The organism is Paenibacillus sp. LT-B23 (assembly GCF_059417685.1).
This window is the reverse complement of record NZ_JBSQBM010000002.1, coordinates 384,299-405,583: the sequence shown is the minus strand read 5'-3', so window position 1 is coordinate 405,583 and position 21,285 is coordinate 384,299. Positions and strand designations below refer to the sequence as shown.

Sequence of the window (21,285 nt, the reverse complement as noted above, 5' to 3'; positions counted from 1 at the left end):
GGGTAACTACAATCCCCAGTAGAATATTTGTACTTATCTCCATTCCCAAGTAAACAATGCTGTTAATTTTTATATTACAAGTAATAGAAAATAACGGAGATAGATTCGGATCAAGTAACGGATAATAGTTTATCAGATGTACAAAATGGATTGACCGATCAAGGTACTTTTCTGCTGTATCAAGAAGTACTTGAACATTGGGCTATTGTTCTGAAATTATAAAAAACGCAGTGTGCATAAAAATTTTTCCTGAACTGCTGGTGTAATATACTCGCTGATGAAATTATTTGCTGATATAAACTACTATCTTCTAAATATTACTTTTTTTCGATAACCCGCTCCTTACGCTATATAGATAAAGCCCAGCGACAAGGCCAACACAACTTGCTACCGCCAACCGTTACCAAAGTCATATCTCCAAGCCATCCTGATTCTGTATAATCTCAAGGGAATTCAAGACACAAGCCTGAGATCGGGAGGGTCATGGAAGTGACTACAGAGAATAAATATAAATCGCTTGAACTGGAAAAGCCGGGTATCTACGAGTTGGAGGGGCTGGAAGTTGGAGTCACCTCCAATTGTAATTTCAAATGCGATTATTGCTGCGCATACCGGCGTAATGATGGACAATGCATCAGCAGTAAAGAAGTGATACGCATCATTGATGAAATTCCCACCTTAAAGCGCGTGCGGCTGTCCGGGGGAGAGGTGACCTTGAAGTATCAGGATTGTCTGGACATTGTGGCTCACTGTTCGAGCAAGGGAATCGCTACCCAGCTCAACACTAATGCCAGCTTGCTCAGTCCTGAACGGATTGAGAGGTTGCGTGACGCGGGACTTTCCAACATCCATATCTCCTTCAACTTCACGGACCCCGAAAAATACGCGGCATATTATCATGTTCATCCACGCATGTATGAGACAATCGCCCAGAATATTCGGTTATGTACCGAAGCCAAGCTGGAAACGGTGCTGGAGACTTTGTTATTCGCCGAGACGCAGAACAACATGCCGGCAATCAGCGAGAAAGTATATGAACTCGGTGTACGAATTCATGAAATCCAGAACAGCATTGTGATGGATCATACCAACTGGAACGCTATCTCCACCAAGGAAGCACTCGTCCGTTCCGTTCATGACTTGATCGCACATAAAAAGGAAGACACCGTGCTGTATTTCACCTGTATGGATCGTTTTGCAGAAGCACTGGGCTTCAAGGAGCAGCCGGGTGTTTACTTTTCAAACTGCGTGGATGGTAAAAAGCAGCTTCATCTTCACGGGAATGGTGATATTCTGATTTGTGAACTGTGCCACCCCGTTGTCATCGGCAACATTTACAACGGAACCTCTCTAAAAGACATTTACACCCATAAACCCAAGCAGCTTCAGGATTTTCTCGACAAACTGCCTTGTCCTGCATACGATGCGCTTTTTCCGAATGGGGTCTGAGAGAGGAAAGATGTAAATAACGGAGTGGTTGCCCTTAAAAGCGGCTATTGCTAAATAGCAGGGATGTTACAGCACAGCCGCGGGGCTGATGCCTCCGTCAATAATGTCACCAGCAGTTACATGAACGATACCGTTCTAAATTGTGTCCAGGAGCTGGATAAGCTGGCGAAGGATTTGGGTGTCACCCTGTCACAGCTCGCGCTTGCCTGGATTCTGAGAGAACCGGGTATCAGCGCTGCACTCATTGGGGCCACTAAACCGATACAAATCGAAGAAAATGTAAAAGCAGTCGAAGTGACGCTGCAACCGGAGACATGCGCGGAAATTGAGCGGATTCTGAAGCAAGTAGAAGGATTTGAGCCTTTGCGTTAAGCATGTATACTGTTCTTGGAAAGGGAATATTCCCACGGATAAAGCCTCACGCTTCTCTGTCACAGACAGGAAGTGCGGGGTTCTTTTAACTTGCTCCTAGCATGGCATAAATACCTGAAATCTCACTTAATAAAATGCCGCTGATCACAAAAATGGATTGTTTCTTACTGAGATCAACCCGATCGAAAACCATAGGTAACAACCATTTTATACTTATGAAGAACCATGCGGCCTCCAACAAACCTATGATTAATACTTTTCTCCCCCAGTAAAACTGCATTTCTGATGTGAGCGGACCGGAAAAACTCAAGACACTTGAAGTACGGATATTCCAGGAAATGATGACTACAAATATAAGAAGAATCAACAGGGTCAAAAAAATATAGATGATATCTTTGACAGCCTCTTTTGTGAGCTTTGGCGATTTTTTAAACTCAGGTAAACCAATCAGGAAAAAGACGATTCCTACGATAATAGCCACCCCTACAGAGGAACCGAGGATGATATTGGCTACGATGCTGATGCCATTGATGAGTAATAATAAAATAAGCTCTCCCCCTTTGGGGTAACGATGATAGTCATTTTATTGTACACGCAGGAACGAAGATGCTCAAATATTTGGAAAAAGCCCCAGTGCTTTCGCCTGGAGCTTTTGACCGATTATAATGCTGATTTAATGACTTTTTTATAATAAAGGATGGATAGTATCCCGAAAATGGAATATAAGGCGGTGTATAGTACCATAACGATGATCATAGGCATCCAAATTTCGGTTCCAAACAAGAACCAGCCGGATTGGACGGCGAAATAGCTATGTGAAAGGCCAATCACTAATGGGATGCCGAAGTTAAAGAGTTGTTTTATTTTAATGCCTCTAAGCAGGTCCCCTTGTGTGAACCCTAACTTTCTCAACACCGTATAATTCGCTTTTTCGTCTTCGCTCTCATCCATTTGCTTAAAATAAAGGATACAGCCTGATGTAATAAGAAAGGTGAGTCCTAAAAATCCAACTACAAACATGATCACCCCCATGTTTCTCTTCTGATTGCTGCTCATTTCAAGGCGTGATGTTTGTTGCCCACTAAAGTTGGCGGCTTTAAAAAGGCGATCGGCTTCTTTGATCTGTTCTTCGTCAATCATATCAATTCCGATATATAAGGACGATTTCTTTTGAATTACAGGATTGATATCCTTCTTTAGCCGATCAAATACAGTTTCGTCTACAATCGCCGTAGGAAGTCCCCCGGCTGTAAAATAGTAGGGAATAACATATTCCTTTTTTAGACCCAAATATTGTTGATGTATGACTTCCTTTTTCCCCTTCAAATCCAATGGGCCAAAGCTTTTCAAGGACATAAATTTCTGTAACAGATCATTATAGCCCGTTAAAATCGTTTGATCTGGAGATACATCCGTCCCTTCCACGAATTGATCGCTTATGACAGGCAGCGTCATGGAATTCGCATTGCGATTTAGTCCTTCCAGAGGAGTCTCCATAATTTGCGCTGTGTTCACACTGACTTGAATGACTTCAATTTTCTTTTCACGATACTGTATGTCATGCTCCTGAAGTAACGTTTTGAATTTCTCCGCATCCGGTACATTCGTCATTGCAAAATGGGAAGGTACATTGTCCTCAGCTGCTTTATCCGCAGAATAATAGGCGATATAGCTTAAGGAGAGTAAACCGATGGCAAGTGCTGATACTGTTGTAATAATGGTCAACAACAAAGCATTGGATTTCATGCGGAACATAATGGATGAGAGAGACAGCACCTCATTAATGTTTAAATAGCCGCCTTTACTTTTTCTGATGATATTTGAAATAAAGCGGATGGATCCTTTATAAAAAAGAAGTGTTCCGATGATGACAGAGCCTAAAATAAACACCATAGCCATAAATAATTCATTCATGGATGTAAAGTCTCCACCAAACAATTTGGAAGAAACATAGTATCCTAAAGCGATGAATGAAACCCCAATGATCCCAATGATCATCTCAAAGATAGATATTTTCTTGATTTTCCCTTCGGTGGTTGAGGTCACTCTGAACAAAGACAAAATACTCTGTCTTTTAATAAAGGAATAATTCATGACCATGATCAACAGGTAGATGATACAAAAAATGATGAGTGTTTGAATAAGTGCCTGGTTAGAGAAATATAGAGTGGCAATGGCTTCGACGCCCGTCGTCTTAAATAAAATCATGATCACTAATTTGGAAAAGGAAAATCCAACCATAATGCCAATGAATAAGGAACCCAAGTATAGAATTAAGTTTTCAGCACTCAGAATGCGAAAGATTTTATTTTTGGTCATGCCGATTAATTGAAATAAGCCAATTTCTTTGCTTCGTCTTTTGATGAAAATATTATTAGCATATAAGAGGAAAATGCAGACAATGGCAACCAGCAGGACGGATGCTGCACGTATGGAAGCTGCACCCTTAACAGAGCCCTTCACTTCGTCCATAGAGGGATCGTATTGTAATGTGACAAAAGCGAAATAGAGCGCGACACTGAAAATTAAAGCAAAGACATAAAGGTAATAATTTTTCAGGTTTTTTTTCAAATTTTTCAGGATGAGTTGATTAATATTCATATTGGACCCCACCTAAGACCCCTTGGGTTCTCATGATATCTTGGAAGAAGCTTTGTCTTTCTTGTTCACCTTTATGAAGCTGTGTATACATTTGTCCATCTTTAATAAAAATGACTCTACTGCAATGACTGGCAGCGACGGGGTCGTGCGTGACCATAATGATGGTTGCCTTGCGCTTCTGGTTTAACTGGCCCAGCTTGTTCAATAAATCGGAAGCTGATTTGGAATCCAGCGCACCCGTAGGTTCATCAGCAAAAATAATACTGGGCTCATGAATAAAGGCTCTAGCCGCAGATGTACGCTGTTTTTGTCCGCCCGAAATTTCATTGGGGTACTTATCTTTCAGTTCATAAATTCCCAGTTCTGTAGCTACTTCCTGAAATCTTCGGTTTGCTTCTTTTTTAGGCGTTTTGGTGATGGATAAGGGTAAAAGAATGTTCTCCTTCACGGTTAGCGTATCCAGCAGGTTATACTCTTGAAAAATAAAGCCCAGATGTTTTTTGCGGAATTCAGCCAGTTGCTTCTCCTTCATTTTCGTCATTTCGATGTCTTTAATTTTGATGGACCCGTGGCTTACCTTATCAATGGAGGAAAGGACATTGAGCAGAGTGGTTTTACCTGAACCGGAGGCTCCCATAATACTGACAAATTCCCCTTCTTCAATATGGATATCAATTCCTTTTAATACCTCTTGAATATTTAGTTTGTTGCCGTAGCTCTTATGAATTTTATTTGCTTCTAAAATATTCACCTCGACGCACTCCTTTTTGTTCTTGTAACTTTATTATAAAAATAGGGATGCTGCTTTTCCTTTGATTGAGCGAACAATACATAAAAGCATGTGACATCTCTGTCACATGCTCACCATACTCACGAAATCATTTTGTTTGGGAAAAATTAAAGTAAAGGTTGTACCGGCGTCCGGTTTGGAATGCACATCTATATGTATGAGCAAAGGCGTTGCTGCCTTTTTCGTTAAATATAACCCCATGCCCGTTGAAGTATGATCAGAATGTTGGGTCGTGGATGTAAAACCTTTCTCGAAGATACGGGGTATATCCTTCGGATCAATACCGCGCCCAAAGTCTTGGACCTCAAGCTGTATTCGATCCTTTTGCTCATAGCTGTGAATGATAATATCACTGGCATCGCTATATTTGATGGCATTGGTTAAGAGCTGCCTAACGATAAAAGTAAGCCATTTGGCATCACTCAGCACTTCCATGTGCTCCAATTGGATATCAAAACCGATCCCTTTTTGGATGCACCATGATTGTAATGTTTTAATCTCTTTAAAAACCAGAGATTTTAAATTCACATGTTCTACATACAAATCATTTTCAATACATGATATGCGTTTTTGGTGGAGCTGCTGGTCCAGTAGTAAGTGAATTCGTAACCATTCATAAGTTAGTTGAGCCTTTAGGGATTTATCGTTCAATCGCTCAATCATCAAATGCATGGCGGTCAAAGGTGTTTTTACCTCATGAATCCAGGATAATAGTTCATCTTTTTCGTGTTCAAGTGTCAATTGATTTTGCGAGATGATTTGTTGTAATCGTTCGGTCTGGTCAGTGATTTTTTGTTCAATGATTTGCTCAAATGGACTCTCCGGTTCCCCTATACCCGTTAATTCGAGAGGGCTTTCCCATTCTTCTAGTGTTTTATAGAATTTGGTTTCTTTAGGGTAGCGGATAATTAAAAAACCCAAGAATATCATCATAGATAAGAAGACAATATAAATGATCGGCATAAACGGGATTGCTGCATCCACATAAGCGATGAGCAGGATAAGGAATTGCTGACATACAAAAAGTAGAATCCAGCTTCGCCTTTCCATAAGATATTTTTTAATCATAGGCAAGTGCCTCTTCCGTAGCCATGTAGCCTTGCCCCACCTTCGTTTCAATGAAACGACCCAAATCCAGCTCATCCAGTTTTTTTCGCAGGCGATTCAAGTTGACGGTCAGGGTATTGTCGCTGACAAAACGTTCATCATCCCAAAGGCTTTTAATTAATTCCTCCCGGGAGACAATTTTGTTTTTTTGCTCAATTAGAAGCTTTAAAATAAAAATTTCGTTCTTGGTTAATTCGATGGAGCCAGCCTTATTGGCAACTACATTTTTTTCGTAATCGACCGTGGCTCCACACCATGTTTTCAGAGAGACAGGTTCTGTATTGTAATTGTACACGCGGCGAAGTGTCGCCTGTAATTTTGCAATGAGTACATCAAAATGAAACGGTTTTTGGATAAAATCATCCGCTCCAAGCTGCATCGACATCACCATATCGGTAGGGTGATCACGTGATGATAAGAAGATGATAGGGACATTAGAGCGGGATCGAATCATTCGACACCAATGAAACCCATCAAATTTCGGTAATTGAATATCAATCACGACCAGATCAGGCTTTATCGTTGTGAATTCCTGAATTACCTTACTAAAGTCCTGGATGCCATACACATCATAGGCCCATTGAGTTAATCTATCTTTAACTTCATGAAATAAAGTTTCATCATCTTCAATTAGCAAGATTTTAAACAACGATTTCACCGCACTTTTAACTTTTTTATATAAAGTGTATAGCAAAATTGGTTTGCATGCTATATGTGTAATCCTCTACTTTATACTGCGCTAATCTGCTGTTAATAGTTGAGCCCTATAGTAGGATCTATATCCACAAATATCATATAAACTAAAGGATGGATGCAAGTATGGGGATTCATACGTATTTTCGATCATTAAACGAGTTGGAAAGGATCATCCGCTGTCCAGGCAAGTTTAAATTTGAAGAACACAGCGTATCTGCTCATTCATGGAAAGTGGTACAGTATGCCAAAACGCTGGCTGATATTGAAGAGCGAAACGGCGTAAGCATTGACTGGAAAAAGCTTTACGAGATCACAAGCAGCCACGATTATGGGGAGATTTTTATTGGAGACATAAAAACGCCTGTTAAGCATTCCTCCAAGGAACTCCGGTTATTAATCCAACAGGTCGAAGAAGGCATGATTGAGTATTTTATTGAAGAGAACATTCCGGAGGAGTTCAAAGCCATTTTCCGCAAACAGCTCCGAGAAGGCAAAGACAATTCAGTAGAAGGTTTGATCCTTGAAGTTGCTGACAAGATGGATCAGGTGTACGAAGCATTTGCCGAATTACAGCGGGGAAATACTGAAAAAGAATTTATAGTCATGTATCGTAATGCGCTCGTTAAAATCAAAAATATCCAATTAAAATGTGTTGATTATTTTCTGGAACATATTTTGCCGGATATGGTTAAGGAAGAAACGCCTTCATCCATTGATATTAAAAAGATTACGGAAGAAGCCTTAGCCTTGTAAATGAATTTCCCAACCGTCCAGAAGCTACAGAAGCGCTTCTGTTCATACATAATGATGTTTTTTTAGTAATGGAGTCACCCCCGTATAAAAATAAAGAGCAATAAGTGGCAGTGATTAAACTGCCCTTATTGCTCTTTTCTTCATGAATAGTCCGTGAACACTTTCTTAATATATGAAAATGTTTTTTATTCCGAAAAAGGATTCGGGAAATTCGTTTTAGTAGCTGCATTTTGTTGCTTGGTATTACCAATTCCAAGCTCGCCATTTTTGTTATATCCCCAAGACCAGACCGTTCCATCCGCTGTCAAAGCGTGCGAATGGTTGCCTGCTGCACTGAATGCTACTACATCAGTAAGTGGAGTATTCATTTCATCTACAACTTGGGTAGGGACTTTAATAGAAAATACATCAGTTCCATCACCTACCTGCCCATCATTATTCGTTCCCCATCCCCACAGAGTTCCGTCATTTTTGAGTGCGAACGCTTGGGTTTTGCCTGCTTTCAGTCGACTTACATCAGAAATATTAATCAATACGGGTGATCGTCTAAAAGTCGAGGTTCCATCCCCAAGCTTTCCAGAAGTATTGCTACCGGAAGCGTATACTTCTCCGCTGTTGGTCAATACATAAATGCGGTCAGACCCGGCTGAAAAAGTTTTGATATCATCAATTCGATATTGGACAGGAGTAAGCTGGTTTTCTTTATCATCCTGTCCCAGTGCGCCATCATAACCTTTTCCCCATACCCATAGCTGATTATTTTTGTCTAAAGCTGCACCAAAGCTATCGCCAGCATCGATGGCTACAATGTCCTCCAAGCCTTGTACCTGGACAGGCTTAACGGAAAAGGCGGAAACCCCTTTTGTGCCAATGCCTAGTTGGCCAAAGTTGTTTTCTCCGTAGGCCCACACGGTTCCGTCATTTTTTAGGGCAAGTGTGAATTGACCTCCTGCTCTCACTTCCTTAACATCATTAATATATTTGTTTTTCACTGGCTCTCTTGCCGTATCCCTTTTATTTCCTGTCCCCAGCTCCCCGTAGCTTGCAAAACCCCAGGACCAGATGGTTCCGTCTTTTTTGAGCAAGGTTGAATGCAAATCACCAGCATCAATCATACCGATATCAGATACAGCCGCTTGCATCGGACTTGTTTTATTATTTCCTCCACCAGCGCCTACGCCGAGTTTGCCATTACTGTTACTTCCAGTTGCATAAAATGAAAATCCATCTTCCATGGCCAGGAAAGCATTAGTAGTCCCTGCCGAGAGCAAATGATCGTAATTTACAGTAGAATCAGCGCTTGCTGTAATGGAACTTCCCATCAGAAGTGTGGATGCGGCGAGAGCTGCGAAACCTAGTTTTTTTAACATATTACTAAACACACCTTTCGAAATATAATAGATAATACATGACTAAAGCAACCAAATTGTTCCTGCCCGCGTCTTAATAGTGAATCGTATTTTATAAACCAGATTAGGGAGGATCACTTATGAAAAATAGAGTTTCTGCCCTTGCCCTTACCTTGCTTGCAGCAGCATTATTGCCGGCATGTTCTAAAACAGAATCGGCTAGGCTGGTTAACGAATCTAACGAAGCGGTAGCTCAATCTATTTTTGATTTAGATCGTCTGGAAAGCACAACGGTATACACGGGGCGTGCTAAAATCGAAAGTATTGAAAAGATTGAAAAAGAAGTAGAACAACCATTAGCTGCCCCCACCATGGACTATTTGATCCGATTTGAACAGCCTGTTCAATTTGCTAAAGGACTACCCAAAAGTGATGATCCAACTGAAAAGCCTATCCAATCCGTCTATATATCTGTTCCAGATACACATATTTATAAGCAGCTGGATGAGCAGCGCAGGCAATTAATCAATCCAGCAGAATTACAGGTGGGGGAACCCATTGAAGTCTCTTATGTGTACCCTGTAACACCTGTTTTCCTGGCATTGGAAATCGTCGTGCTGGATGAATGATAAGGGAGGCTGGTAAGGCCTCCTTACTCATACGGAAGCACATCGTAAGGCTAGGTGATATTAATGAGCTTTACCATGTTGTAGATATAACGTGTTTGCTCATACTTCACCATGGTACCTGCAGAATTTTTAACTTGAATACCGGACGAGCCTCCACCATCAAGAAGAATGGCTTCAAAGCAATCCTGTTTGATAAAATAATTGCGAAGCTGTTTCAGAGTCGCATTTTCATGAACAACCAGATAGACCTGCCAAATATTATTAACGACTTTGAAGCCCAGGCCAGTTCGCCCGGTGGAATCGGTGTATCGCAAGGTTCCATTCAAATCGAATTTTTCAATATCTTTTAAATCCTCAAGCCATTTTTCTTCCTCCTTCTTCAGCGACAGGCTGCCGCCGCTAATAATAGACTTATACGTAATCGAAGTCCCCATTTGTTTTTTGAGATCCGTCACACTTGAAGCACGGGTAATACCTATTTTTGTTTTGTTGCTCTCCGTGTAAATAAATGCTGTACCTCGGCTATTCCCTTTGGCATTCGCCTTGCTGTCATGGGTATTATTGGGTGTGACCGCAATCGATAGGCAATCAGTCGGCGGCTTTGTTGTGCTGATGGGGTTAAAGAAGCCCCCATTAATCCCATAGTCGGTTTGCTGTGTGATCCGGCTTCTAATATTTTTATTTTGAATATTCGAAGCTGGCGTAATGATCACATGAAAACCATCGGACGTTTTGGTATAAGAGTAGTTTGCTGGCATTATGGGCAACCTCCTGGTGGATTATTTTGAAACCGAATCTCGCGCGATAATTCGTTTCTCATATATATAGGAAATTTACAGCCGTCTCTTACAACCCAGAAATCACATTTTCCTAAAAATATTCGATATAGGGTGTTAGGGTGTAATGAGACAACGCTTGACTTCAAGTTAACTTTAAGTAGTAACATACTGGATGTAACGTGATGGTGATTAGAAAGGCCGATGACATTCTTTTGATATAGGAGTGATGGAAATTGAAAAAGAAACAACTGGGTAAAAGTGATCTTCAAGTATCTGCACTGGGTCTGGGCTGCATGGGAATGTCCGAATATTACGGTGAGTTGAATGATCAGGAGTCGATCAAAACGCTTCATCGTGCGTTGGAACTGGGGATCAACTTCTGGGATACAGCGGATGTCTATGGTATGGGAGAAAATGAAAAACTGATCAGTGAAGTTCTGCGAAGCCACCGGGATGAGGTGGTATTGGCTACGAAATTCTCCATTATGCGCGGAGAGGATGGGGCATTCTTGGGTGTCAACGGCCGTCCTGAATATGTAAAACAGGCATGTGACCGCAGCCTGCAAAGACTGGGAGTCGATGTCATTGATTTGTACTACCAGCACCGTGTCGATCCGAATGTACCTATCGAGGAAACGGTCGGCGCGATGAGTGACTTGGTTCAGGCGGGAAAAGTCCGCTATTTGGGGCTGTCCGAAGCTTCTCCTGCACTCATTCGGCGTGCTCACAAGGTTCACCCGATCACAGCCCTGCAAACGGAATACTCTTTATGGAGCCGGGAAGCTGAAGATGAGGTTATACCCGCTTGCAAGGAGCTGGGAATTGAATTTGTAGCGTACAGTCCGCTGGGACGCGGCTTTTTGAGCGGGCAAATTCAGAAGTTTGATGATTTTGCAGAAGATGATTTCCGTCGCACCGTGCCACGCTTTCAGCCTGAGAATTTCCAGAAAAATCTCGATCTCGTACAGCATATTAAGGACCTCGCTGCTCAAAAAGGGGTCAAGCCTTCTCAACTGGCCTTGGCATGGCTGCTTGCGCAAGAGGGAATTGTACCGATTCCAGGCACCAAGCGGGTTACTTATTTAGAGGAAAATGCGGGGGCAGTCGATATCGCTTTATCTACGGAGGAAATGGAAAATATTAATGCGATCATTCCCAAAGGGATGGCAGCTGGCCTTCGTTATGCGGCAGAGCGGATGCCGAATTGGCAAGCCGAATAATTCCAACTTTATAACCCAAAAAGCCGTCCTTAACGCGGATCGGCGCGAAAGGCGGCTTTGCGGGGCTTACATATACAGCTAAGGACGTGGTTTGAAAATACCGAAGGGACGTCCTACAGGCAGGAACGTACGGCCAAAGTGAGCATTCAGAACAGCGGCTCCTGTACCATACAGCGAGAGAAGACCAATACCCATTTCAGCATAAGCGGCGAGGGTGTGGAACACCTCTGGAGCAACGCCGAATGCATCGAAGCTAAGACCGAGGAACAGAAAATCAATCAGGACAAAGATAAAGAATAGGACCTTATGCGTCTCCATCGCTCCGATGGTCATGAATAGCGTGAAGATGAGATAGCCGGCAAAGGCAAAGCCGAGCTGCTTACCGTCTATAGCAGACGCCAGCTCAGGGCCGAATACGCCCATTTTGATCATCCAGCTACTAGCTATCGCTAACCAGAAGAAGGCGTAAGCGCCAAAAGCCGTCATGCCAAAGGTGTTGTTATGCTTTGCATCCTGAATGCAGGCAAATAGCTGTGCAAAGGCACCAAGGAAGATAGCCCAAGGGATGATGAAGCTCAAGCCCTCAGTGAGACCAAGCTTTTGGGATGAAGCGACAAGCGTTACAATAGCCAAGCCAAACAGACCGATCGCGCTCGGATCGGCCGTTACGATTTTTACGTTAGAATGAGATTCGTTTTGCATGAAAAAATAGAAGCCTCCAATAATGTTCAAGTACGCGTCAATCTGCCGATGCCAGAATCACACTGACATATTGTAACGGAAACAGAGGAACTAGCATAGTACATAATTCTGCTACCGATTGCGGTTGCCTTTATTCACATTATTGCTCCCACCCTCAATACTGACTGATTTGCCTGAAGTATCTGTGATGTTGTCCTTAATTTCATTGGAGCTGGAATCGGTGACACGTATTCCTATGTTGGAGAAGCCAGAGTGCGTAGTCATCTCGTTACCGATCACCTTATTGTTGTTTGCACTGGAAAGGCGAATGATTGCGTCAGGATTAAGCGAAGAATTGGTTTGAATAAATTCATTGTCTGTGAAGGTATTGCCATCCGATTGGACCAGCAGACCTTGCAGGGATGCATTTTTTACCGTATTCCCGTATACGTTGTTACCTGTCGCTCCAGTCAGTACAAAGATTCCCCGCGGATAATTTTCAATTACATTATTGTTGACAGTATTGTTGGCACCATTATTAGGGATGCGAATGCCAGCATATCCGTCAGATTGATGGGTTTTATTAATGATTTGATTTCCAGTGACCGTCGTGTAGGTTGCACGTGACAGATTGATTCCACTGCCTCCACCCGAGTTGGTAATCGTGTTGTTCGTAATTTTGACGTTACGGAACTCACCTGCCGGATAGCTTTCATGTCCGGTGGCAATAGCATGTCCATTATTCCGGTCAAATCGGCTGTTGGTAATCTCTGAATCTCTGGTTCTGCGAAGCAGCGCTCCGATGGTCGTGTCACGAATCTCTACTCGATCCAGCGTGAAGTGCGAGACGGCCGCATCTATAATAATACCGCCTACCTGACTTTCGCCGCGGGCTTCACGGTTCGTACGGTCTGCATCAATCGTAAGATTGGATAATTTCACATTTAATCGCTCAGAATTATCCCGCAGGACAGGATTCCCAATCACGTATTGGTTTTTAGACCCTGTTTTTTTGAAAATCGTTTTGCCCATTCCGTCACCGTTCAGACTCACCCCGGCATATAAACGGATCGAATCGTCAACCAGATACGTACCTGCCGGGAAGTACACGGTTCCCTCTGTACCACGATCATAGAAATACTTTAATGCATTCTGAATTTCCCTGGATTGTGAGGAATTCGAGTTGGGTTTAACGCCAAAATCCTTGGCATTAACCACATTGTCGGCTGCTTGGGCCACTTGCGGGTTTCCTCCTATAGAACCTTCAATAACGAGAGCAATGACGGCTACCAGCAACAAGCTGAGCCTGGCCTTCCGATTAAAGATGTTTAACATTTTACACACTCCTGTCAGATTTTATGTAATCGTAGAAACTTTTGTTTCATGCAAAGCCTATGCGTGAATCTCCCCTCCCAATGTTAAATATGTTGGAATAATACCATAATTACCCTTTATATTTTCGGTCAAAATGGGTTATATTTCAAGTATTAACTTAAATAAAACGAGGGTTTCTAACTTTCAGCGTGCTTTAATCTTGTTTTCAGCTTGACCGGGTACAATCAAGGCAATTTTCCTGGGAAGGGTGTATAACTAATGAAAACAAAAAAGGTCGTTTGGATTCCAGCAATGATTGCAGTTATGGTAGCAGCTCTGCTCGTAATCTACTATTACTACATGTCTTCGGTTTCCGACGGCGGACTTGGCCCGCGACCGCCAGAAGGCGGCGTAAGCAACGTGCCTGCAGGGCAAATGGGCGGACGTCCCGGTGGAGAAGGAGGTGGGGGCAACGGTGAAATATTCAAGACTTTGGGTACGATCTCCGTTTTCCTTGGGGCGTCCGCTTTCTCTTGGTTCTGGTTTAAAAAGAAGTTGAGATCGCCATCAATGTTGGTTAGAAAAGCCGGGAAGTTGTTACATTCGATGCATAAATTGCTGGGTTGGGCGATCTTGATTCTTATTGCCGTTCACGGTGTCTATTTTTTGATTACCAAACTTCAAGATAACAAAACCTACACCGGGCTTGCGGGCTTTGCCATTTTGCTGGCGATCGCCGGGTATGGTTTCTTTATTAATAAAGTACGTAACAAGTGGATGCGGACCGTGCATCGTTCGCTCGGATTGCTTTGGGTTCCCGTGCTGCTGCTACATGCCGGCGGATCCGCGATCATGGCGGTCGTCGCCAGCCTTGCAGTGGGAATTCTTGTCTGGGTTCTGGAAAGAATGGCGGGAAAAACGGCGGAATCGATAATTAGCAAGTAGCAGTCAAGCGGCCGTGAGCCATATACCACCTGGCACGAGAGCAGGCTGCATCACTAGCGTCTTACTGGAAATAAAAGCTCCGCTACCTTCCCGGTTGCGGAGCTTTTGTGATTTGGCGACAGCCTATTTTCTGTGGTCCGAACCCAGAGCCTGTCCGAAAGGTTGTCGCCTAGGGGTTTTCGTATTTATAACAAGCTGGGACATGCCGTTTTGTGACATGAATCTTGGTTTCTAGCAGAGGTAGCGGCCCACGCAGAAGGGGATCCGGATGCATATGCATACTGTATGCGCAAAAACCCAAAAAGATAAGAGGGATGACAAGTGCCCATTGGAAAAATGAAAAAGCATAAAGAAATGTTGCAACATCCCGTTTTGCGTCCGCATTTACCTGAAACCCACTGGTTTACAGATTCAAGGACCTCGCGGATGCTGAATACCTATTCATCGGTCTTCATAAAACCTAATCACGGGAGTGGTGGCAGCGGGATCATCCGAGTCAAGAGATTGAAAAAAGGATATGAGGTTCGTAGCGGTTCAAGTCGAAAGGTTGTTGGATCTCGTTTTGTCTTAAAAGCAATTAAGTCATACCGGAAACCCAGACACCGGTATTTGGTACAGAAAGGGCTTTGGTTGGCTAAGTACCACGGGTCGATTTTTGACACAAGGATATACCTACAGAAACCAGGGAGGAAATGGGTTATTTCCGGCACGGCCGCCCGTGTCGCGGCACCCCATAAGTATGTTACCAATTATCTTAAAGGAGGGCATGCAGTATCCTTGCATCGAGTGCTTTTCAGCCTTTTTAAGCACAACCGCACGAAAGCGGATGCCTATTTTCGTAAAATATCCAAACTATCCGTCATCATTGCCAAAACGATTAATGAACGGCATCCGGTTCGCGAATTGGGGGTTGATATTGCCATAGATAAAAAAGGTCATATTTGGATTATCGAGGCCAATTCACACCCTGGACATATGCTGTTTACCCAGCTTCCCGATCCTACTATGATCAACACGATCATGAGAAACAAGAGGCTTATTTGGAAGTAGATTCCTTGCACATTATTTTTAGGGGAGAAGGAGAAAGTTTCAATGAAAAAAACAAAGCAGCTAAGAGAGTTGGTCAATTCTCAAAAACTGGAGTTTATCATGGAAGCTCATAATGGTCTGTCAGCCAAAATTGTGGAGGAGGCGGGGTTTAAAGGAATTTGGGCCAGCGGGTTATCCATCTCTGCAGCGATGGGAGTCAGGGACAACAATGAGGCCTCCTGGACGCAGGTATTGGATGTTTTGGAATTCATGAGTGACGCTACCTCCATCCCGATTTTACTGGACGGAGATACGGGGTACGGCAACTTCAATAATGCAAGGCGGCTGGTGAAGAAACTGGAGCAGCGTCATATTGCGGGGGTATGCATCGAAGATAAGCGGTTCCCCAAAATGAATTCTTTCATTAACGGTCAAGGGCAGGCATTGGCTGATATCGAGGAGTTTTCTGGGAAAATAAAAGCGATAAAAGACACGCAAACCGATGAGGACTTTACAGTGGTGGCCAGGGTAGAGGCATTTATTGCTGGGAAAGGGCTTGAAGCGGCACTGCAGCGGGCGGAGGCGTATCGGAAGGCAGGAGCCGATGCCGTATTAATACACAGCAAAAGAACGGATGCCGCAGAGATTGAGGCATTCATGAAGGAATGGGCCGGAAGATTGCCGGTAGTGATCGTGCCTACCAAATACTATACGACTCCAACCATCAGGTTTCAGGAGATGGGGATTAGCCTTGTGATTTGGGCAAACCATAATTTGAGAGCATCCATTCAAGCCATGAAACGATTATCTGGCCGAATTTATCGGGATGAAAGCCTTGTTCATGTCGAAAAGAGCGTCGCAACCCTCGAAGAAGTATTCCGGCTTCAAGGGGTCGAGGAGCTGCAGGCTGCGGAACGGCAATACCTCCCGTCGTCAGAACCGGATTCGGGTGAGCACGTATAATGGACACAAAATTGTTAGGAGAAGAGCTGAAAAAATTAGGATTTACCTTTTTTAGCGGTGTTCCATGCTCCTTCTTGAAAAGCTTGATCAATTATGCCATAAACGAATGCGATTATATTGCAGCAGCTAACGAAGGGGATGCGGTCGCCATTGCATCCGGAGCTTATATAGGGGGGAAGAAGTCGGTAGTCCTTATGCAAAATTCGGGGCTGACCAACGCTGTTTCGCCATTGACCTCCCTTACTTACCCTTTTCGTATTCCTCTGCTTGGATTTGTCAGCCTGCGCGGAGAGCCGGGGATACCTGACGAGCCTCAGCATGAACTGATGGGCCGGATTACAACGCAAATGCTGGATTTGATGGATGTAGAATGGCAGTATCTCTCCAAGGACTTGGAGGAGGCCCAAAATCAGCTAATCCAGGCTAATGAGCAAATTGCCCGACATCGCCCGTTCTTTTTTGTCGTTAAGAAAGGGACTTTTGACAAAGAACCATTGCAAAAACAGCAAACCTCCATTCATTTAAATCAGATCCGGCAGCATGGTCATGGGGACCACCAAATGCCTACGCGGTATGATTCATTAGCTGCGATTAACTCCATGAAAGACAGTAATACCGTACAGCTCACAACAACTGGTAAAACCGGGCGCGAACTTTATGAAATTGAAGATGCAGATAACAACTTGTACATGGTGGGTTCTATGGGATGCATCGGTTCCTTTGGACTGGGGTTGGCTCTGAGCCAATCAAGCAAAAATATCGTCGTGATTGACGGAGACGGATCTCTGTTGATGCGTATGGGGAGCCTGGCAACCAACGGTTACTACCATCCAGCCAATATGGTTCATATTCTGCTCGATAATAACGCCCATGAATCAACAGGCGGGCAAAGCACGGTATCCCATAATATGGATTTTATAGGTATTGCCGCTTCCTGCGGGTATACAAAGTCGATTCTTGTTCACAGTCTCGAGGAACTGAAAGCCTCTTTACAAGAATGGAAATTAAATAAAGAACTTACATTTTTATACCTAAAAATATCCAAAGATTCCAAGGATCAGCTTGCTCGTCCACATATGAAGCCTCACGAAGTAAAAGAACGTCTGGAGCGTTTCATTCATAACGACCCTTTGAAGGGCAAGGAAGTGGGTGGTTCATGAGTTCTTCCGTCAAGAAAAACATTTTGCTTACCCCTGGTCCGGCAACGACTACAGAAAGTGTGAAATGGTCACAGGTGGTTCCGGATATCTGTCCTCGTGAAGCCGAGTTTGGCCAAATCATGGAGTATATTTCTACAGAGCTTACCCGCCTGGTCGCAGACCCGGATCATTATGCAACCGTATTGTTTGGTGGATCGGGTACTGCAGCGGTGGAATCCATCATCAGCTCGGTCCCGAATCACGATGCGGTGATCATTGTCAGCAATGGAGCCTATGGAAAACGGATGTGCGAGATAGCGAAGGTTAATGGAGTGGATTATTTTGAATTCAAAAGTCCTCCCGATGATGCTATTGATTTGGCTGAATTAGAAAGGTATATCCAATCTTCCGAACGCACCATCTCCCATCTGGCCGTCGTACATCACGAGACGACAACGGGCCTGCTTAACAAGATAAAGAATATCGGAGAATTGTGCAAAAGGTATCAAATCGACATGATTGTGGATGCCATGAGCTCATTTGCGGCCATTCCAATTCAATTGAAGGAAATGAACATTGCCTACCTGGCGGCAAGCTCCAACAAAAACTTACAGGGAATGGCCGGGGTTTCGTTTGTGATCGCCGACAAAAGCAAATTGGAGAATTTGAAAGGCCAGAAACCAAGAAGCTATTATTTGAATTTGTATGCTCAATACCACTATTTTGTGGAACATGGGCAGATGCGGTTTACTCCTCCAGTCCAAACCTTATATGCGCTTAAACAAGCGATTGAGGAATTAAAGCAGGAGGGGGTGGATAAAAGATACGAAAGGTACACGACATCCTGGAAAACCTTAATTAACGGGTTAGCCCGCTTAGGTCTAACCTATATCATTCCCGAAGAGCATCATTCCAAAATCATTACTTCCATTCTTGAGCCTCATTATGCAGGTTATGATTTTCAATCGATGCATGATTATTTTTACAGCAAAGGTATTATGATTTATCCCGGCAAGCTTGAGAAACTAAATACGTTCCGGATTGCCAATATAGGTGATATCACGTATAAGGAAATGGAGTTATTTTTGGAATGGCTTGAACGCTATCTCAGTAGCATAAAATGCGGATGAGAAAGGTGGAGTCCCCATGGCATCAGCAGCAAAAGATAAGTGGTACAAATATTTGTTATTGAGAAGGCATGCGTCTCTGAGGTCTTACGTCCCCGAAACGAAGCTCCTGGACAGGTATAATTTTTCGAAACTTCTCTCCAAGTACGTGCATGTGATCGTGAAACCAGTGTGGGGGAGTCGTGGCCAGGGGATCTTTCAGGTCTCCTGGTTAGGAAACCATAAGTACATCGTACATTACGAGAATAAACGAGTTTTAGTACGGGGCAGAACCAATACGTATCATTATATTAGAAGAAAAATCGGGAACGCCAGTTATATGGTTCAACGCAGAATTACTCGTCCGACCATCTACAAACGCCCTTTTGATATGAGAGTCATCATTCAACGGAGAACTGGCTCATCTGTATGGGTAGTCACAGGAAAGGTTATCAAAGTTGCAGGCAAAGGCTATATTGTATCCAATAATACACGGAGTAAAGGGACATTGCTCAGCTTTAAATCCGGTATTCAGCAATCTTCTGTTCGGCACTTGTCTGCCAGTGCATTAGAGTCCCATATTGATCGTGTTTCCATCCGTTCCGCGAAGAGATTAAGTGCTTTTTTCCCGGGACACCGTATATATGGACTGGACATTGGAATAGACCGGAAAGGACATATCGGGATTATTGAAGCTAATCTTTATCCGGCAAGGTCTCATTTCCGTAAGCTGAAGGATAAAACGATGTATCACCGCATTACGGATTACAAAAACGGTTGACATAAAATGAAAAGGTGGCTCTGTATTCATCAGGGGCATCTTTTTTTCATACAGTTTCTAAGTTGGGCCTTTTATCCATGGTACAAGGATTATCGAATGGTGTTACATCGGGATTTGTGATAGTATTTACACCTATATAGAATGAGGAAGTGACATAGTGATAAACATAACGATTCCAACCCCGGACATCACGATTACCAAACAGGTTAACCCTGAGCTGAGCCATATTTACGGATTTACAGATTTCCACTTGATTCCCAGAGATAAGAGCGGTATTTTTATGTTCTACAACGCGCAGGAGGAATTGCTGTTCGTTGGTAAAGCAAGAAAGCTGAGACAAAGAATCAAAAAGCATTTTGAAGATACCGTATCACCAATCAAGGACAAGCGGAACGAAGTGGCGATTATTGAGGTTTGTATTGTGGAAGATGCGGTGGAGCGAGAAATCTATGAAACCTACATCATCAATTCACAAAAGGCTAAATATAACGTCGAAAAAGTGTTTTTCAAGTAATGAAGTAACTTTCGTATGAAAAAAAGAGCAATAAGTTGCAGTGATTGTACTGCCCTTATTGCTCTTTTGTATTACTGTATTTTAGATCTTTCCAGAGAGGGTGCCGTGGTATGAACAAAACAGACCGCCTGCTAGCTATCTTGCTAGAATTGCAACGTAAAGATATTTTACGAGCCGAGGATTTGGCGGCCATATTCGAAACAAGTGTGAGAACCATCTATCGGGATATTCAGGCACTAAGCGAATCGGGTGTACCGATTATAGGTGCACCCGGCATTGGATATTCCCTGATGGAGGGATATTTTTTGCCCCCGGTGAGCTTTAGCGTGGAAGAAGCAGTAGCGTTGCTCATCGGGACAGATTTTGTCGAACAAAAATTTGATGCAGATTACGGCATTAAGGCGCAGGCTTCTCGCAGAAAGATTGAAGCTATTCTACCGGAGAGTGTTCACAGGGAAGTTTCCCGGGTGCGTACGACCATCAGACTGCTCGCGGTGGGTGAAGGGGCAAACCTTAAAGAGAAAACCTGTTTGGAAACGCTGCGTCTCGCTATATTGGGAAAACGGAAGGTACGGTTCGGCTATTCCAAAAGAATGCCAGAGGCTGACGGGAATCGTCAAAGCGTGCGTGTGGTCGCCCCCTATGGGCTTGTGCTGATTCGTGGTTCGTGGATGTTGATTGGGCAATGCGAATTGCGGCAGCAACTTCGCCATTTCCGCTTGTCCCGGATGGACGAGCTTATCGTGCTGGAGGAAAGGTTTCAGTTCCCCATTGATTTTAATTTGCAGGATTACAAGCAAACCGATGATCGCCATATACGTGTCCGTATATTAGCCCGTTCGGATATCGCTGATAAAGTGAAGGAAGCGAACAATTTTTACATGGAGGCTGTAGAGGAGCGTGCAGATGGACTGCATGTACTTTTCCGCGTCAGGCAGCCAGAGGAATTACTACAATGGATACTCGGGTGGGGTGCAGATATGGTCGTGCTGGAGCCTGAATCGCTCCGGGATCGGGTACGATCGGAAGTCGAAAAAATGTTGAAATGCTACTGACATAATGCTGTCA

Annotated in this window: 22 protein-coding genes; 13 read left to right on the top strand and 9 right to left on the bottom strand. The window is 43.5% G+C overall.

Annotated features, from left to right (window positions below):
- Positions 1 to 489 precede the first annotated feature (489 nt).
- Entirely contained in the window at positions 490 to 1,449 is a 960-nt protein-coding gene (locus tag ACWXW9_RS04505; protein WP_494928458.1) for a radical SAM protein, read from the top strand.
- Between the two features lie 63 nt (positions 1,450 to 1,512).
- Positions 1,513 to 1,821: an aldo/keto reductase gene (locus tag ACWXW9_RS04500; RefSeq protein WP_494928457.1), complete on the top strand. Its 309-nt coding sequence runs from the start codon at positions 1,513 to 1,515 to the stop codon at positions 1,819 to 1,821.
- 85 nt (positions 1,822 to 1,906) lie between these two features.
- Here the strand turns inward: ACWXW9_RS04500 and ACWXW9_RS04495 are convergent, their stop codons facing one another.
- The 5 genes from ACWXW9_RS04495 to ACWXW9_RS04475 form a co-directional block, all read right to left on the bottom strand.
- On the bottom strand, positions 1,907 to 2,302 hold the full coding sequence (locus ACWXW9_RS04495) for a hypothetical protein (RefSeq protein WP_494928456.1): 396 nt from the start codon (positions 2,300 to 2,302) through the stop codon (positions 1,907 to 1,909).
- Between the two features lie 179 nt (positions 2,303 to 2,481).
- Entirely contained in the window at positions 2,482 to 4,422 is a 1,941-nt protein-coding gene (locus ACWXW9_RS04490) for an FtsX-like permease family protein (protein WP_494928455.1), read from the bottom strand.
- Positions 4,412 to 5,173 carry an ABC transporter ATP-binding protein gene (locus ACWXW9_RS04485; protein WP_494928454.1) on the bottom strand — a complete coding sequence of 254 codons (762 nt, stop codon included), beginning with the start codon at positions 5,171 to 5,173 and terminating at the stop codon, positions 4,412 to 4,414. The genes ACWXW9_RS04490 and ACWXW9_RS04485 overlap by 11 nt, the downstream gene beginning before the upstream one ends.
- A 102-nt stretch (positions 5,174 to 5,275) precedes the next feature.
- The gene (locus ACWXW9_RS04480; protein WP_494928453.1) at positions 5,276 to 6,280 is read right to left on the bottom strand and encodes a sensor histidine kinase; all 1,005 of its coding nucleotides are present in this window, start codon (positions 6,278 to 6,280) and stop codon (positions 5,276 to 5,278) included.
- Positions 6,273 to 6,968 carry a response regulator transcription factor gene (locus ACWXW9_RS04475; RefSeq protein ID WP_494928523.1) on the bottom strand — a complete coding sequence of 232 codons (696 nt, stop codon included), beginning with the start codon at positions 6,966 to 6,968 and terminating at the stop codon, positions 6,273 to 6,275. Before ACWXW9_RS04475 ends, ACWXW9_RS04480 begins: the two co-directional genes overlap by 8 nt.
- A gap of 170 nt (positions 6,969 to 7,138) precedes the next feature.
- On the opposite strand from ACWXW9_RS04475, the gene ACWXW9_RS04470 reads away from it, so the two are divergent.
- Positions 7,139 to 7,768, top strand: coding sequence for a YfbR-like 5'-deoxynucleotidase (locus tag ACWXW9_RS04470; RefSeq protein ID WP_044646380.1), 630 nt, complete (start codon positions 7,139 to 7,141; stop codon positions 7,766 to 7,768).
- 185 nt (positions 7,769 to 7,953) lie between these two features.
- Here the strand turns inward: ACWXW9_RS04470 and ACWXW9_RS04465 are convergent, their stop codons facing one another.
- Entirely contained in the window at positions 7,954 to 9,138 is a 1,185-nt protein-coding gene (locus tag ACWXW9_RS04465; protein WP_494928452.1) for an RCC1 domain-containing protein, read from the bottom strand.
- A 119-nt stretch (positions 9,139 to 9,257) separates the two neighbouring features.
- Between ACWXW9_RS04465 and ACWXW9_RS04460 the strand changes: the two genes are divergently transcribed.
- On the top strand, positions 9,258 to 9,746 hold the full coding sequence (locus tag ACWXW9_RS04460; protein WP_494928451.1) for a hypothetical protein: 489 nt from the start codon (positions 9,258 to 9,260) through the stop codon (positions 9,744 to 9,746).
- Between the two features lie 50 nt (positions 9,747 to 9,796).
- Here the strand turns inward: ACWXW9_RS04460 and ACWXW9_RS04455 are convergent, their stop codons facing one another.
- Positions 9,797 to 10,504: a phosphodiester glycosidase family protein gene (locus tag ACWXW9_RS04455; RefSeq protein ID WP_494928450.1), complete on the bottom strand. Its 708-nt coding sequence runs from the start codon at positions 10,502 to 10,504 to the stop codon at positions 9,797 to 9,799.
- A gap of 254 nt (positions 10,505 to 10,758) precedes the next feature.
- On the opposite strand from ACWXW9_RS04455, the gene ACWXW9_RS04450 reads away from it, so the two are divergent.
- Complete coding sequence (locus ACWXW9_RS04450) at positions 10,759 to 11,745, top strand: aldo/keto reductase (RefSeq protein ID WP_494928449.1); 987 nt, start codon at positions 10,759 to 10,761, stop codon at positions 11,743 to 11,745.
- A 78-nt stretch (positions 11,746 to 11,823) separates the two neighbouring features.
- Here the strand turns inward: ACWXW9_RS04450 and ACWXW9_RS04445 are convergent, their stop codons facing one another.
- A complete protein-coding gene (locus ACWXW9_RS04445) occupies positions 11,824 to 12,447 on the bottom strand; it encodes an acetate uptake transporter (protein ID WP_494928448.1) in 624 nt (207 codons plus the stop codon).
- Between the two features lie 111 nt (positions 12,448 to 12,558).
- Positions 12,559 to 13,761, bottom strand: coding sequence for a glycosyl hydrolase family 28-related protein (locus tag ACWXW9_RS04440; RefSeq protein ID WP_494928447.1), 1,203 nt, complete (start codon positions 13,759 to 13,761; stop codon positions 12,559 to 12,561).
- Between the two features lie 258 nt (positions 13,762 to 14,019).
- Here ACWXW9_RS04440 and ACWXW9_RS04435 point away from each other — a divergent pair, with 258 nt between their 5' ends.
- The 8 genes from ACWXW9_RS04435 (at position 14,020) to ACWXW9_RS04400 (ending at position 21,272) form a co-directional block, all read left to right on the top strand.
- Complete coding sequence (locus tag ACWXW9_RS04435; protein ID WP_494928446.1) at positions 14,020 to 14,685, top strand: hypothetical protein; 666 nt, start codon at positions 14,020 to 14,022, stop codon at positions 14,683 to 14,685.
- Positions 14,686 to 15,006: 321 nt separating this feature from the next.
- Positions 15,007 to 15,735, top strand: coding sequence for a YheC/YheD family protein (locus ACWXW9_RS04430; RefSeq protein WP_494928445.1), 729 nt, complete (start codon positions 15,007 to 15,009; stop codon positions 15,733 to 15,735).
- Between the two features lie 42 nt (positions 15,736 to 15,777).
- Positions 15,778 to 16,677 carry a phosphoenolpyruvate mutase gene (gene aepX, locus ACWXW9_RS04425; RefSeq protein ID WP_494928444.1) on the top strand — a complete coding sequence of 300 codons (900 nt, stop codon included), beginning with the start codon at positions 15,778 to 15,780 and terminating at the stop codon, positions 16,675 to 16,677.
- Complete coding sequence (aepY, locus tag ACWXW9_RS04420) at positions 16,677 to 17,837, top strand: phosphonopyruvate decarboxylase (RefSeq protein ID WP_494928443.1); 1,161 nt, start codon at positions 16,677 to 16,679, stop codon at positions 17,835 to 17,837. Before aepX ends, aepY begins: the two co-directional genes overlap by 1 nt.
- Positions 17,834 to 18,946, top strand: coding sequence for a 2-aminoethylphosphonate aminotransferase (locus ACWXW9_RS04415; protein WP_494928442.1), 1,113 nt, complete (start codon positions 17,834 to 17,836; stop codon positions 18,944 to 18,946). Before aepY ends, ACWXW9_RS04415 begins: the two co-directional genes overlap by 4 nt.
- A gap of 16 nt (positions 18,947 to 18,962) precedes the next feature.
- Complete coding sequence (locus tag ACWXW9_RS04410; RefSeq protein WP_494928441.1) at positions 18,963 to 19,703, top strand: YheC/YheD family protein; 741 nt, start codon at positions 18,963 to 18,965, stop codon at positions 19,701 to 19,703.
- A gap of 157 nt (positions 19,704 to 19,860) precedes the next feature.
- Positions 19,861 to 20,217: a nucleotide excision repair endonuclease gene (locus ACWXW9_RS04405; RefSeq protein WP_134911862.1), complete on the top strand. Its 357-nt coding sequence runs from the start codon at positions 19,861 to 19,863 to the stop codon at positions 20,215 to 20,217.
- A 110-nt stretch (positions 20,218 to 20,327) separates the two neighbouring features.
- Positions 20,328 to 21,272, top strand: a complete 945-nt coding sequence (locus ACWXW9_RS04400; RefSeq protein WP_494928440.1) for a helix-turn-helix transcriptional regulator — start codon at positions 20,328 to 20,330, stop codon at positions 21,270 to 21,272.
- The last annotated feature ends 13 nt before the right edge of the window (positions 21,273 to 21,285 follow it).